The sequence below is a fragment of the Tenacibaculum sp. 1_MG-2023 genome (assembly GCF_030547425.1).
GTDB lineage: Bacteria > Bacteroidota > Bacteroidia > Flavobacteriales > Flavobacteriaceae > Polaribacter.
Genome location: NZ_JAUORH010000035.1, coordinates 1 through 13,860, shown reverse-complemented (window position 1 = coordinate 13,860; position 13,860 = coordinate 1). Strand labels below are relative to the sequence as shown.

13 protein-coding genes, 1 tRNA gene and 1 pseudogene are annotated in these 13,860 nt (G+C 31.1%); 8 read left to right on the top strand and 7 right to left on the bottom strand.

Translation table 11 applies throughout. The features are described from left to right. The first annotated feature begins 578 nt into the window (after nt 1–578). Nucleotides 579–740 carry a hypothetical protein gene (locus Q4517_RS15050; protein ID WP_303511137.1) on the top strand — a complete coding sequence of 54 codons (162 nt, stop codon included), beginning with the start codon at nt 579–581 and terminating at the stop codon, nt 738–740. Here Q4517_RS15050 and Q4517_RS15045 read toward each other — a convergent pair. The 4 genes and pseudogenes from Q4517_RS15045 to Q4517_RS15030 form a co-directional block, all read right to left on the bottom strand. After that, on the bottom strand, nt 737–1,093 hold the full coding sequence (locus Q4517_RS15045; protein WP_068449832.1) for a type II toxin-antitoxin system HigA family antitoxin: 357 nt from the start codon (nt 1,091–1,093) through the stop codon (nt 737–739). The two genes, Q4517_RS15050 and Q4517_RS15045, sit on opposite strands and share 4 nt — an antisense overlap. A 2-nt stretch (nt 1,094–1,095) precedes the next feature. After that, nucleotides 1,096–1,197, bottom strand: a pseudogene (locus tag Q4517_RS15040) (type II toxin-antitoxin system HigB family toxin); the annotation flags it as partial. A 57-nt stretch (nt 1,198–1,254) separates the two neighbouring features. Then, on the bottom strand, nt 1,255–3,066 hold the full coding sequence (locus tag Q4517_RS15035) for a hypothetical protein (RefSeq protein WP_303511127.1): 1,812 nt from the start codon (nt 3,064–3,066) through the stop codon (nt 1,255–1,257). 166 nt (nt 3,067–3,232) lie between these two features. Beyond that, nucleotides 3,233–3,922 (bottom strand): LA_2272 family surface repeat-containing protein, encoded by a 690-nt coding sequence (locus Q4517_RS15030; protein ID WP_303511124.1) that lies wholly within the window; start codon nt 3,920–3,922, stop codon nt 3,233–3,235. 715 nt (nt 3,923–4,637) lie between these two features. Between Q4517_RS15030 and Q4517_RS15025 the strand changes: the two genes are divergently transcribed. Together Q4517_RS15025 and Q4517_RS15020 are read left to right on the top strand one after the other, a co-directional pair. Beyond that, nucleotides 4,638–5,579, top strand: coding sequence for a 1-aminocyclopropane-1-carboxylate deaminase/D-cysteine desulfhydrase (locus tag Q4517_RS15025; protein WP_303511121.1), 942 nt, complete (start codon nt 4,638–4,640; stop codon nt 5,577–5,579). Then, nucleotides 5,579–6,373, top strand: a complete 795-nt coding sequence (locus tag Q4517_RS15020; protein ID WP_303511118.1) for a glucosaminidase domain-containing protein — start codon at nt 5,579–5,581, stop codon at nt 6,371–6,373. The genes Q4517_RS15025 and Q4517_RS15020 overlap by 1 nt, the downstream gene beginning before the upstream one ends. 174 nt (nt 6,374–6,547) lie before the next feature. Here the strand turns inward: Q4517_RS15020 and Q4517_RS15015 are convergent, their stop codons facing one another. Further along, nucleotides 6,548–7,678: a VWA domain-containing protein gene (locus tag Q4517_RS15015; RefSeq protein WP_303511114.1), complete on the bottom strand. Its 1,131-nt coding sequence runs from the start codon at nt 7,676–7,678 to the stop codon at nt 6,548–6,550. A 244-nt stretch (nt 7,679–7,922) separates the two neighbouring features. On the opposite strand from Q4517_RS15015, the gene Q4517_RS15010 reads away from it, so the two are divergent. Genes Q4517_RS15010 through Q4517_RS14995 form a run of 4 tightly spaced genes read left to right on the top strand, consistent with a single transcriptional unit; the run spans nt 7,923 to nt 12,077 of the window. Then, a complete protein-coding gene (locus tag Q4517_RS15010; protein WP_303511111.1) occupies nt 7,923–8,636 on the top strand; it encodes a hypothetical protein in 714 nt (237 codons plus the stop codon). After that, nucleotides 8,629–10,818, top strand: a complete 2,190-nt coding sequence (locus Q4517_RS15005; RefSeq protein ID WP_303511108.1) for a tetratricopeptide repeat protein — start codon at nt 8,629–8,631, stop codon at nt 10,816–10,818. Before Q4517_RS15010 ends, Q4517_RS15005 begins: the two co-directional genes overlap by 8 nt. A 2-nt stretch (nt 10,819–10,820) precedes the next feature. Beyond that, nucleotides 10,821–11,555, top strand: a complete 735-nt coding sequence (locus Q4517_RS15000; RefSeq protein WP_303511106.1) for a LytTR family DNA-binding domain-containing protein — start codon at nt 10,821–10,823, stop codon at nt 11,553–11,555. 6 nt (nt 11,556–11,561) lie between these two features. Then, nucleotides 11,562–12,077, top strand: a complete 516-nt coding sequence (locus Q4517_RS14995) for a gamma carbonic anhydrase family protein (protein WP_303511103.1) — start codon at nt 11,562–11,564, stop codon at nt 12,075–12,077. An 80-nt stretch (nt 12,078–12,157) separates the two neighbouring features. Here Q4517_RS14995 and Q4517_RS14990 read toward each other — a convergent pair whose 3' ends face one another. Next, nucleotides 12,158–12,622, bottom strand: coding sequence for a hypothetical protein (locus Q4517_RS14990; RefSeq protein WP_303511100.1), 465 nt, complete (start codon nt 12,620–12,622; stop codon nt 12,158–12,160). 192 nt (nt 12,623–12,814) lie between these two features. On the opposite strand from Q4517_RS14990, the gene Q4517_RS14985 reads away from it, so the two are divergent. Continuing rightward, nucleotides 12,815–13,702: an endonuclease/exonuclease/phosphatase family protein gene (locus tag Q4517_RS14985; RefSeq protein ID WP_303511095.1), complete on the top strand. Its 888-nt coding sequence runs from the start codon at nt 12,815–12,817 to the stop codon at nt 13,700–13,702. An 82-nt stretch (nt 13,703–13,784) separates the two neighbouring features. Here the strand turns inward: Q4517_RS14985 and Q4517_RS14980 are convergent. Next, nucleotides 13,785–13,857 (bottom strand) — tRNA-Phe (locus Q4517_RS14980). Nucleotides 13,858–13,860 lie beyond the last annotated feature (3 nt).

Genomic DNA, 13,860 nt, shown 5'->3' with positions numbered 1-13,860 from the left:
AATTCTTCATCAAATCTGACCTAAATAATAATTATTTATCGAAATTAGAGGTGTCCTAAAAAGGGGAAGCCTACAATATTGTACTGAGCTTGTAAAATCCATATTTCGTATTTTAAGGTAAATTTAAGATGTTTTTTTTACATGTAAGTGTTTTGTTTGTGTAAAAAAGAAATATATGATAGACAAATGTGTTTGATGTATATAAATTAATGTCAAAATAGTTTGATTGTCATATTTTGAATTAGATGATAGACAAGTATGTTTGATGTATATTAATTAATCTCTAAATGATTTGATAATCATATTTTGTTCAATTTGATAGACAATAAGGTTTGATGTATATGAATTAAGAACAAACTAGTTTGAAGTAAATATTTTCTTAAAAATGATAGTCAATAGGTTTTTCTTAAATTACCTACAACGTGATTGTGTAAGGAAAGTTGCGTTGTAAAACGCTTAAACTTTCCGAATTAAAGATAATAAATAAAGAAAGAAGAAACAAAATGATAACAATAATTAGCAATTTTTTTTACACGGTGTTGGGCAACGTTTTTTATATTCCATCTATTTTTTCATTTATGAATTTCATAATTCTATCCGAATTTAACAATGCTGCAATGAATGCTCCAATAATTAATAATACCCAAGGATGTGATATGATTTTTTCAATTAGAGATTTTTTTAATGGAGTATTATTTACAGTTTTCGGTTTATTAATTATTCGAGCTTTTTTAAATTAATAATCTTGAATTAAAACTTCAGTAGGGATATGTAGAGTAGTGTTGAGTTTTCTAATCATATCTAGAGTCAGTTTTCTTTTTTTATTCAAAATTTCGCTAACTCTGCTTTTAAATCCGACAACTTCTGCTAAATCCTTTTGTTTCATTCCCATTTGTTCCATTCGGAATTTAATTGCTTCAATTGGATCAGGCATTCCGATTGGGAATTGTTCATTTTCATATTTATCAATCAAAATTGACAGGATTTCCAATTCGTCTCCATCTTCCGTTCCTTTTTTTGCATCAAAAATTTCCTCAAGTCTGTTGAGTGCGTTTTGATAGTCTTTTTCGTTTCTAATTGGTAATATTTTCATAATTAGATATTATTTGCGTCAATTTTATCATATTCAGCGTGAGTTCCGATAAACCTTATCCAGCATATTCCGTATTCAAAATTAAATTTTACAATCATTTGGTGAACCGCCGTATACGAGACCCGTACGTACGGTGGTGTGAGAGGCGCACTTCAGCTATTTTAGTTGGAGCCGTCTATTCGATTGTGGGCAGTTATTTCTGCAAATGCTGCTCGATTATTTAAGTTTATTATATTCATTTGAAGTTCATTTATAAGATGCGTACTAACTCTATTGTTGAGTTGATTTCGTGCGTCTGTAACTCCATTGTTATAATTTTTTGCTTCAATAATATGAGCAAATGGGTTACTAATATTAACGCTAGGGCAGACTACTAATCCATCAAATTCTGCACTTTCTTGATTTTGATTTTCATTAAATAATTTTAAACCACCAACAAATGCGATAGTCAAACCAGAGTAATTTAAATGTTCTATAAAGTCTCTAACTTTTTCCACTTCAAAGACTTCACCATTATCTAAATATTGTCTTGAGGATTCAATATAGTCGTTAATTTGATTTACCATACTAACTCGACCATTTGAAATTAGGATTGCACTTGTTTCTCGGTTTTTGTTTCCAAAAATAAATCGTTTACTCCAACCAAATATCGACTTGCAAATGAATGACAGAAGTAATTCTTCATTATTTCCATTAGAATTGAAATATTTTCTTTGCGGCATTGTTGATTTTAATGCCACAGATTCTAAAGTAATTTTCAAAGCTATTTTCAGACTCTGAATATTATCCAATGTTTTGATTCCAAAGGCTACTTTTACTAAATTTTTCCTTGAATTTAAAAGCAATCCAACTCTTACTCTTGAAACACCTAACTTGTTGCGGGTTTTAATTTCCCATTTAACTTCATCTTTTATTGAGTCAGGTAAATTATTCCTATCTCTAAAATCTATACGGTATTCTTGTATTAGTTTCCTTTCCCTATGCCAATCTAATTCTTTAATTTCCTGATATTCATAGTTTACATTGCAACTCGGACATACAATATTATATATATCAGTAATTCCAGTAATGTCTGAACCTATTTCTTTTAGTTCATCTAGTTTCTCTTCTGATGCTCTAGCAGTATTTATACAAGAATCAGAAGACATATAAACAGAATTTTGAAGAACTTGTTCTAAATTATGTAAGGCTACTCTATAGGTTGTGTTTTTTATAAATAAAGATTCTATTAAACTATCAAAATTTAATAGAATAGATGATAAATCAAGATTGAAGGGAACTGGTGCATAAAGTGAATCGAGTGTTACAAATGCTATTTGGCGAATACTATCATACAATTTTCTTAATTGAATGATTTGTATGTCTGTTCGGTCATTAGATAAATAAGTTCTCAGTAAACTTGATGCAAAATTGACTTTATCTAATCCAGTTCTTTTATATCGCTGAAGTTGAAAAAGTGCAACTACAATACTGAATTTATAATAATCATAATTTTCTACAATCTGCTTGAATACTTCCCTGTCCAGTGGGTCAAGTCCTTTTTTGAAATTATTATAAGCGTTTTGGTTTTCTTTCAAAAAAGTTAACCAAGCTCTAGAAGTTGAAAATGTACCTTCAAGATACCCCATATTGGTTAACAAAACCAAACATTGCAATAGTTCTCCAGTACTTGGGTGATTAGGTAATTCGTCAATTTTTCCACAAAAGGTTCTTGCGCCAGATAAACCTAAATCTCCGCGTTTATGTTGGCATAATTCAGAAATCAATGAAAGTTGTAAAAATACATACTCAAATCGATTATGGTGTGCACCTTGAAAAACATCTCTCAATCTTCCAAGTTGATTAATTCTTCGTAATCGATTTATGTGACCATAGTTATCAAGGAAATCATAAATATTTTGAGTGTAGCCGAATAAATTCGCAGTTAAATTCCCAATTCCGGGTACATTATATGTTACTTTTCTTGATGCCAAATAGTTTCTGTTTTAATTGCCCACAACGTTGTTGTATAAGATTAGTTGTGTGAATTAAGCACTAAAGTTAGTAAATAAATCACAGATAGAAAGTCCGCGAGGACTTTCGTAAATTGGCTAAAACCAGCAATTAATTTTATACGGTGTTGCCAATAGTATTTTGTTTTCAGTCTTTAAAATTCCAATTTATTAACGGAAATTTTCTTTTTTCATTAACATTCCAAATTCCGATTTGTATTCCTTTTGTTTTTTTACTTTTATTAAATATTCCTATTTGTATTCCATACATTTCTTTTCCATAGTTAAATCCTCCAATTTGTAAACCATTCATAATTAGTGATGAATTTTGTATTGAAATTTGAACTCCATTACTATACAATGTTTCATTTAATAATCCAGAAATTTGAATTCCATTAGATTTATCCATTGCATTCCAAACTCCAGCAATTGCAATTCCATTATTCAATGTTCCAAATTGAGCAATTGCTCCAATTGTAATTCCATTAAAATTCACACCTCCAACTGTTCCTGTTGAAATATTTATTCCGTTTATAATTTCATCAAATTCATAATCTTTTCGATTGAATTTTCCGCTAATACTATCTGTTCTTGAAATTGGACTTCCATTTCCAATTGGTGCTAAAAGTCCAATTCCAGGGATTTCCAATCTTATTCCGTTTGTTTTCACAAATCTACTTTTATCATTAAATTGCGGAAAAGCACCTAACGAAATTCCATTGATTGTAGTATTTTGTGTATGAAATGTTCCAATTAAATACCCTGTCTTTTTATTATATTCTTGACCAGAAATTTTGATTGAAAATAAAATTATAAAAATCAAAAAGATGTTTTTCATATTCGGCTTTTATATTATTGGCAACTTGTTTATAGAGATGTAAAATACATCGTTATACACCCGTTATGGTAGGTTTATAATTGTATTTAATGTTTATATTTTACGAACTTACTAATAAAAACTTAATGTTCTTACGGAAACTCATAAGCTCAGCGATTTAAGTGCTAAAAGTAGCTTTAGTCGTTATTAACGACCTCTGATATCTTAATTTAGAAAACTAAAAATAAGTTGACACACTTTATTGAATAGTCTCCGCTATTGGGTCGCTACTATCACGGCGTGCTCCGCAGACACCGCGGCATGGGTCGCTAATATCACGGCATGCTCCGAAGACACCGCGGCACGGGTCGCTGATACCACGGCATGCTCCGAAGACACTACGGCATGGGTCGCTACTATCACGGCGTGCTCCGAAGACACCGCGGCATGGGTCGCTGATATCACGGCATGCTCCGAAGACACCACGGCATGCTCCGCAGACATCGCGGCATGGGTCGCTGATACCACGGCATGCTCCGCAGACATCGCGGCATGGGTCGCTGATACCACGGCATGCTCCGAAGACACCACGGCACGGGTCGCTACTATTACGGCACGGTTAGTTAATACTTTTCACTACTATGTTATTAATTTTTTTAAAAAACTACTATTGGTATAGTAGGGTATAAGCTAAAAATAGATTAAAGGCTTATTTTTGCATTGATAATTTTTTAAAATGTTATTTCAACTAGAAATTCCCATACCAGAAAATCAACAAATTCATCTACCTATTTTAACAACAAAAGGTGTTGAACTTTTTATAAAAAGAGAAGACACTATTCATCCATTTGTTTCAGGCAATAAATTCAGAAAACTGAAGTACAATATTGCAGAAGCAAAACGACAAGGAAAAGAAACCTTGCTAACTTTTGGAGGTGCTTTTTCAAATCATATTGCAGCTACTGCTGCTGCAGGAAAAATGGCAGGTTTTAAAACCATCGGAATTATTAGAGGTGATGAACTAGGAAGGGATGTAACGAAAACACTTTTACAAAATGAAACCTTGAGAAATGCTTCCGAAAACGGAATGCAGTTTAAGTTTATTACCAGAGAAGCCTACCGAAATAAAACTTCCGAAGAATTCATTAATCAGTTAAAAAAAGAGTTTGGTGATTTTTACTTGGTTCCAGAAGGAGGAACAAATGCTTTAGCTGTAAAAGGTTGCGAGGAGATTTTAACAAATGAAGATGAAAAATTCAATTATATTTGTTGCGCAGTAGGTACTGGAGGAACGATTTCTGGATTGATAAATTCAGCCGAAAATCATCAAAAAGTAATTGGGTTTCCTGCACTAAAAGGAGATTTTTTAGTAGAAGAAATAAAACCTTATGTAAAAGGATGTGAAAATTGGAGTTTGCAAACCAACTATCATTTTGGAGGCTATGGAAAATATTCTGAGGAGTTAATCCGTTTTATAAATGAATTTAAAGAGCAAACAGGTGTTTTGTTAGATCCAGTTTATACAGCGAAAATGTTATTTGGAATACTAGATTTAGTAGCAAAAAATATGTTTCCGAAAAACAGTAAAATACTAGCAATTCATACAGGAGGTTTGCAAGGAATAGCAGGAGTAAATAAGAAATTAAAGAATAAAAATAAAGAGTTAATAAAGGATTAATGAGAATAAAGGTAGTTTTTTTAGTAGTATGTGCAGCAATATTTACAAGTTGCGGATCGGGTAAAAATGTGGTGAAAAACACACCAAACGAAGTGGTTTTAGAACCTAGAGAAGAAATAATGCCTGAGTTACCACAGTTAGAGCAAATACAAAAACCGATAAAAACTACGACAAACCATACCGAGGCATATATTCAAAAATTTGCACCGATAGCGGTAAAAAAAATGCACGAACATGGTATTCCTGCTAGTATTACCTTAGCGCAAGGAGTATTAGAATCGGGGAGTGGAAGAAGCCAGTTGGCTCGAAGATCAAACAATCACTTCGGAATTAAATGCCATAGAGGTTGGCAAGGTAATAGTGTAACTCATGATGATGATGAAAAAGGAGAGTGTTTTAGAAAATATAAATACCCTGAAACTTCGTATGAAGATCACTCACAGTTTTTACTAACTCGTAAGCGATATGCAAGTTTATTTAGATTAAGGCATACAGATTATAAAGGTTGGGCATACGGGTTAAAAAGAGCAGGCTATGCAACGGACAGAAAATATCCTCAAAAATTAATTTCTATTATTACAAAGTATAACCTAGATAAATACGATCGAGTTAGAAGAAATGGCTCTTTAGCAGCGAAAACACCAACGTATAAAACAACTTCACATAAAGTTCAAAAAGGAGATACGCTGTACTCTATATCAAGAAGATATAATATTTCGGTACAACGATTAAAAGAAGCAAATGGGCTAAGCGATAATAACATTAGCATTGGGCAAGATTTGTTGGTAAAATAAACGAAATGTTATTTCGAACTGTAGTGTAACGGAAGTGAGAAACCTGAAGGGCTTTGATTCTGTTTATTAAAAATATTTGCTGTTTCTTTGAATGAGATTCCTCTCGTTGGTCGAAATGAAGACATAAAAAAGCGGAGTAAAACTCCGCTTTAACTAACCAAACCCCAATTAAAACTACCAAGAGTAATTTTTCTTTTTCGCTTGTTTTTTAATAGCTTTAATCATAACACTTTCTAATTCATTTTTCTTAGAACTTTCACGTTGTTTTTTTGCTACATACGTTTTTCTTTTTTTGTTTAACTCTTGAATTTTTTGTTGAATTTCAGCACGCTCTTTACGTTTTTTCTCAACATACATTTTAATTTCTTTGGCAGATTTGTTTTGTAACTGCTTCGGAAGTTGTTTCTTTTTTAAAGAGCTATAATCAATTTCTTTTTCTTCTGAAGCATCCACCAAATCCCATTCAGCATTTTTATATAGTTTAGAACTTTTAGTTACGGCACGTTTTACCACCACAGCTTCATTTAAACTCTCAGCATTCATATCTTGCTTTGCTTGGTTGCTGTATTTAGAATATCCATAAGAACCATAGTGAATATAGGTGTCATTTAAACGTTTATTTAAAATAATAATATCGTTGTCATAAGGAGTTACAATATGTACAATATGTTTGTTTTGATTGATAGTCATATAATCACCACCTCCGTAAATAGCTCCGTCTTGCCATCTTCCAGTAATCCCCTGGTTATAGTCACCGCAGAATATTGTGTTAACTATAATATCTTTTTCTTTGGCATTGGTAATAGCATCTCTGTAATTAATTTTTCCTTGTGTAAAAGGTTCATTTCCCGCAATAAAAATCATTTTTAAATCACGCTTATTAGCTCCCCAATCCAATTCGTTTAAAGAAGTTTGTATTACCTGTCCACAATATTCACTTCCACCATTGGTGCTTAAAGAAAAAAGATGTTCAGAAATTTCATCCAAATCACTCGTAAATTGTAAAACTTGTTGAATGTATCCTTCTTTAGGAGATAAACTTGAATTTCCGTATTCGTATAAAGCAATTTCTAAATTAGGAGTAATACCATTGCTTTTTGCATACGATAGCTCATTTACAATTTCCCATAGTTGCGCTTTTGCTTGATTAATGAGTCCATCCATACTATTACTGGTATCCAGTAATAAAGCAACTTTTACGGTTTGCTTTTTAGCTTTTTTAGTAGGTTGCTTTTCATTAGCAAACGTAGTTGTTGTTAGTAATACTAAGCAAAAGAAAAATACTTTTAATGTGTGCGTTTTCATAATTTTTATTTTTTAGTTATTAATTGGGTATAAGTTTGATTGGTGTTAATTTCTATTCAAAATTACTTCTAACTTTTTTCTTAAAAAATACAGAATGAGTGAACAGGTTGTTTCGTTTAGGGAAATGATTAACTAAATGAGTAATCCCTATTTTTTGACTGTTTTTTATGGTGTTTTAGTGGTTTGGGTGTTTTTTTGTGTGGGTTTTTGTGAGTATGTTTACACAAATAAAAAATTAATGAACATGAGAAAAGAAGTGACTTTAATATTCCTTTTTTTAGGAATTATATGTTCGAGCTGTAAGTCGAAAACCAAAAATGAAGCTAATGAAGTAACAGTTTTGGATAAAACTAAAAAAGAAATTAAAGTCGATACTTCTTTAATTAAAATAGCTGATTTACCTATACATATTGATAGTACAAATTATCTTATACACCCTGTAGGATATGGAAATAATAAGGAAGTAAATAAAAGTTATTTTTCTTCAAGTAAAGGAGGAGAAACATATCATTTGACAGGTTTCTATGATAACGAAATTAATGGAATGATGATTAATCTTAAATTTCAGAAATTAGGATCAGATAGGTTTACATCATTAACGAAAGAAAATATTCAGATATCTTCTGTAAGCTTTTTAAGAGAAATGTTTAATGTTACAAAACAGCAAATATTGATGTATAAAGTTATTGATAGTGATACTAATGATGATAAAAAACTCGGTTATGAGGATGATATAAGTTTGTACTTAAGTAAAATTGATGGTACGAATTTTATCAAAATTTCACCTCAAAAACAAAAAGTAATAAATGTTAAGGAGTTGGTTGAAAATAAAAGACTGTATTTTAAAACAACAGAAAGTATAAAGTCAGAAGAAGATAAACTACAAATACATTATTTTTATGTTGATTTAACTAATGAAAATTTTAATGCTATTGAATATTATCCTATAAATGATTAAAAAAATATACATAGTATTTCTTTTCCTTTCATTCGCTGTTTTTTCTCAAACAGAGGAAAACACAACTAAAGAATTTTTAGTAAAAGTTCAAGTAGTGAGTAAAGAAACGCGACGAGCTATTAAAGATGCGAGCGTAGAAGTAAATGGAAGAACTTTTCGGTTTTCTGAAATAACGGGAAGCTATACTGTAAAAGCCACAGCGGGGAGTCAATTAGAGGTATCACATCCTAATTTTAATCGTGTTTTTTATACAATTAAAGATGATGAAGATATAAAGGTGGAAGTAGAAGATTTTACGCTCCAAAAAAAATCAAAACTAAGCTCTTATAGTACAAGAAAGCAAACAGGTTTATATTTACAATATTTAGATTCTGTTCAGTTTTATAAAAAGAAAGATATCGATAAAAGTTTGTCTTTTATTGAAAAAACATTGTTGACAAACCCCAGTAAAAATCAAAGAGCTACTGTATTTAAAGAATTAGCAGATGTATATTTTTATTGGAAACAATACGACTTAGCAATTGAGAATTACCAAATTTCTTTACAAGAAGTAAATTCGCCTAGAGTTCGTTTAAAATTGGCAAAAACAGCCTTTTTATCAGAAGATTATAATAGTAGTGAACAAAACTATTTACAAAGCTTACAAAGCGGAGTATTAAATAACTATTTGAGTCTAACTGCATATCAAGGATTGGGAGATGTGTATCTAGCTCAAAAGAACTACAATCAGGCAAAAGTTAATTATGAAAAAGCATTGGAGATCGCGAAAAAGAACTTAATTACTCCTAAAATAACAGATTTAAACTCCAAACTGGCAGAAGTTTTTGCAGCACAAGGGAACACTCAAAAAGCAGATGGGTATTATAAAAACTCATTAAAGCTAGCATCTGAAGAAAATAAAAAACGCTCGTTAAAAGAACAACAAAAAGTAGCCGATTTTTATAACAAATCTCAACGATACGATGAAGAAATTCAGTTGCGAAAAGAGAGCTTAAAAGAAGCAGATGATATAGTTGTTGAGGCAAAAAATAAAGAGTCTTTGGTTGATTCTATAACCTCGCAAAAAATCAACTATAAAATAGGAAATGCCTACATGCAAAAATCTGAATATGAAGAAGCAATTCCGTATTTAAAAAAGAGTATTGCAGACGCTGATAAAAATAAAGACTTAATCATTCAAAAAGATGCGACTAAGCGTTTGTCGGAAGTATATGCTACGGTTGGAGACTATACGGAAGCCTTAAAAACGTATCAAGATTATGTAAAATTGGTAGATACTTTGTATTCACGAAAAGAACAGGAAATTCAACAAGTAAAACGTTTTAGTAAGCGAATTTCAGATAATCAAAACAGAATAGTAAGTTTAGAAAAAGACAAAGAATTAACAGATAGTAAAATAAGTTTAGCATACAAAGACCAGCAATTGGTAGAGGAGAGTAACAGACGTCAAAAATGGATTATTTATTCATTAATTGGAGGTTTTTTATTAATGGTTTTGTTGGTGTATTTTATGTTTAGAACGAATAAACAACAAAAGTTAGCAAATAACTTATTAGCATTAAAATCGATGCGCTCACAAATGAATCCACACTTTATTTTCAATGCATTGAATTCAGTTAACAGTTTTATTGCAGTAAGTGATGAACGAAGTGCAAATAGATATTTGTCAGAGTTTTCGACATTAATGCGTTCGGTATTAGAAAATTCAGATGAAGATTTTATACCATTGCCAAAAGAAATTGAGTTGTTAGAATTGTATGTGAAGTTAGAGCACAACCGATTTAAAGATAAGTTTGATTATACTATCAATATAGATAAAAGTATAGCTTTAGATGAATATTCGATTCCGCCAATGTTATTGCAACCGTATATAGAAAATGCAATTTGGCATGGGCTTCGATATAAAAAAGAAAAAGGAAAACTTCAAATTTCAATGCTACCTAAAAACAATGATTCTATTACTATTTTAATTGAAGATGATGGGGTTGGAAGAGAGAAATCAATAGAAATGAAGACGAAGAACCAACTCAAACAGAAATCAAAAGGAATGAGTACAATAAAAAATAGAATTGCTATTTTAAATGATATGTATCAGGATAAAATATCTGTGGTGGTTTTAGATGCCTTTGAAGATAGAAGCGGAACTAAGGTAGAATTGACACTGAAAAAAGACGAAAATTAGTGATGAAGATAAAAGCAATTATAGTTGAAGATGAGCAAATAAGTAGAGATATTCTACGAAATTATATTACTAAATATTGCCCAAATGTTGAGTTGTTAGGTGAAGCAAGTAATATTGAAGAAGCACAAAAACTAATTGAAAAACACGAATTGGACTTGGTGTTTTTAGATGTAGAAATGCCTTTTGGAAATGCTTTTGACTTATTAGAAAAAGTAGAAAACCAAACTTTTGAAACAGTTTTTGTAACTGCTTACGATCATTACGCCATTGAGGCATTAAATAATCAAGCAACGTATTATTTGTTAAAACCTATTTCGATAGATGAGTTGATTAAAGCAGTAGGTATTGTAACTGAAATTAAGGAAAAAGAAAATGAGTTAGAAACTACTGTGTTAACTCCCAAAATGACTCATCAAGTAAATGGAAAAATTACGATTCCGCAACAAGATGGATTTGAAGTAGTAGCTGTTGAAGAAATTTTATTTTGCAAAGCAGATGATAACTACACGGAAATCTATTTTGATAATTCTAGAAAGGTGGTGAGTAAAACACTTAAATATTTTGAAGAAGCTTTAAAAGACAGTTCTTTTGTTAGGGTACACAAATCGTATTTAGTCAACGTTAATGAAATAGTAAAGTATAAAAAAGGAAAAGGGGGGAGCGTTATACTGTCAAACGGAAAAGAGATTATGGTTTCAGCATCCAAGAAAGCAAACTTATTATCATATTTTAAATAAAAATTTATGCCAATTATAAAACCAGTAAGAGGGAAGCACCCTCAAATTCCAAATGATTGCTACATTGCAGAAAATGCAACTATTGTAGGCGATGTGCAAATGGGAGAAGCGTGCAGTGTATGGTTTAATGCGGTTATTCGCGGAGATGTACACTATATAAAGATGGGAGATAAAGTAAATGTACAAGATGGTGCAGTAATACATGCAACGTATCAAAAATCACCAACTACTATAGGAGACAATGTGTCGATAGGTCATAATGCATTAGTGCATGGGTGCACTATTCATGATAATGTGTTAGTAGGAATGGGAAGTATAATTATGGATGATTGTGTAGTAGAATCTAATTCCATCATTGCTGCAGGAGCAGTTGTAACAAAAAACACACATATTGAAAGTGGAAGTATTTACGCTGGAGTTCCAGCAAAAAAAGTGAAAGATATTTCTAAAGAACTTATTTCAGGTGAAATTGATAGAATTGCTAATAATTACGTAAAGTATTCAAGTTGGTTTAAAGAATAAATAGAGAAAGTAAAAAAGCTCGGTTTTGGAAACAAAACCGAGCTTTTTTCAATCAAAAACTAATCTACTATAAATCGATATTACTTATCGCTTTTATTTTCTTTACGATGCTTTCTTTTTTTATGTGTTTTTCGGTCACCTTTCTTGCTATGTCTCTTCATTTTTCTAGCAGCCATTTTTTCATAACGTTCATATTGTTGCTCATTTAAAATATGTTTCATTTTAGTTTTGTAAGTAATTTGCTTGTCAAGCATTTTACTTTTCATGGCATATTTTTGATCAGCAGTAGGTTTATTACCGCTTTTTTTCATAGCTTTTCTTTTAGCCCACATTTCCTGTCTTTCAGAAATTTGCTCTGCTACTAAAGGCTTCACTTGTTTTTGTTGAGACTCCGTTAAATCAAGCTGTAAGGTCATTTTTTTTACAGCTAATTCTGTTTTTTGCTCTACAGTTAATTTTTCATGTTTAGTTTTATCTCTCTTTTGAGCTTGAGTAGTAACAGTAAAACCAACTGCTAAAATCAAGATTGTTAGTACTTTCTTCATGTTATTAAATTTAAAGGTTTATTAATTATTTACGCTTCTAAGACCGTTGCAGATTAAAAAAGTTTAAATTTGAAATCGTTTTTAACATTTTTTTAATTTTATATGAAGTCAAATTTCAGATTTTTTTTAAGGTTTTTATTACTAGTTGTGGGTGTGTTTGCACTATTTTTTTTCTGGGCATCCTCTCCAACAATGGACGAGGAAGAATACGCTAAAATTATTACGCATGAGTACGAAAATACTACTGATAATGATTCAATCTATAGTATAGTAACTTATAATATTGGTTATTTAAGTGGAATGACGAATAACCGAGCAATTGCTAAGCCTAAAGAATTATTTGATTCAAATTTAAAAAAGGTACTTACAGAGGTTAAAAAAGTGAATCCAGATATTATAACACTTCAAGAAGTGGATTATAATGCAGCAAGATCTTATGAAGTAAATCAAGAAAAAAAATTAGCAGAGCTAGGTTATAATTATGTAGCAAGAGGTGTAAATTGGGATGAGCATTATGTGCCTTTTCCTTATTGGCCACCAAGTATACACTTTGGTAAAATAGTTTCAGGACAATCAATTTTGAGTAAATACGAATTAAAAGATTATCAGCGCATAGTTTTAGAAAGAGTAGCTGATAACCCTTTTTATAGAGATGCGTTGTATTTAGATAGGTTAGTGCAAGTGGTAAAAGTTACTTTAGAAGGAAAAGAGGTTGTAGTAATAAATTTACATTTAGAAGCGTTTGATAAAACAACAAGAGTAAGACAGTTTGAGTATGTGTTGAACCTTTTTAATAAGTATAAAAAAGAGTATCCAACAATCTTACTAGGAGACTTTAATTCAAAAGCAAGGGATAAAGAAGCTATTATTCAAAAAATGTTTGCAATGGATGGAGTAGGAAATGCGGCCTTTTTTGTTGAGAACCCTGAAAATACATTTGACACAAAAAATCCAGTAGAACGTATCGATTATATTTTTTATACAGAAGATTCTATAGAGTATGTGGAGGGAAAAGTACTAACTCAATTTGGTCAAGCATCCGATCATTTACCAATTGAAATGAAATTTAGATTGAAATAGTAAAAAAAAGACTCAATAGCTTGTTGAATCCTATAATTTTAAAAACTAAAAAACCCGAACAAATTTGTTCGGGTTTTTATCGTGGTGCCTCCAGGAATCGAACCAGGGACACAAGGATTTTCAGTCCTTTGCTCTACCAACTGAGCTAAGGCACCAGT

Excerpts from the sequence above, each read along its gene's own strand:
- Q4517_RS15050 (WP_303511137.1), top strand. The coding sequence starts at position 579 with ATGAATTTCATAATTCTATCCGAATTTAACAATGCTGCAATGAATGCT.
- Q4517_RS15045 (WP_068449832.1), bottom strand. The coding sequence starts at position 1,093 with ATGAAAATATTACCAATTAGAAACGAAAAAGACTATCAAAACGCACTC.
- Q4517_RS15030 (WP_303511124.1), bottom strand. The coding sequence starts at position 3,922 with ATGAAAAACATCTTTTTGATTTTTATAATTTTATTTTCAATCAAAATT.
- Q4517_RS15025 (WP_303511121.1), top strand. The coding sequence starts at position 4,638 with ATGTTATTTCAACTAGAAATTCCCATACCAGAAAATCAACAAATTCAT.
- Q4517_RS15020 (WP_303511118.1), top strand. The coding sequence starts at position 5,579 with ATGAGAATAAAGGTAGTTTTTTTAGTAGTATGTGCAGCAATATTTACA.
- Q4517_RS15015 (WP_303511114.1), bottom strand. The coding sequence starts at position 7,678 with ATGAAAACGCACACATTAAAAGTATTTTTCTTTTGCTTAGTATTACTA.
- Q4517_RS15010 (WP_303511111.1), top strand. The coding sequence starts at position 7,923 with ATGAGAAAAGAAGTGACTTTAATATTCCTTTTTTTAGGAATTATATGT.
- Q4517_RS15005 (WP_303511108.1), top strand. The coding sequence starts at position 8,629 with ATGATTAAAAAAATATACATAGTATTTCTTTTCCTTTCATTCGCTGTT.
- Q4517_RS15000 (WP_303511106.1), top strand. The coding sequence starts at position 10,821 with ATGAAGATAAAAGCAATTATAGTTGAAGATGAGCAAATAAGTAGAGAT.
- Q4517_RS14995 (WP_303511103.1), top strand. The coding sequence starts at position 11,562 with ATGCCAATTATAAAACCAGTAAGAGGGAAGCACCCTCAAATTCCAAAT.
- Q4517_RS14990 (WP_303511100.1), bottom strand. The coding sequence starts at position 12,622 with ATGAAGAAAGTACTAACAATCTTGATTTTAGCAGTTGGTTTTACTGTT.
- Q4517_RS14985 (WP_303511095.1), top strand. The coding sequence starts at position 12,815 with ATGGACGAGGAAGAATACGCTAAAATTATTACGCATGAGTACGAAAAT.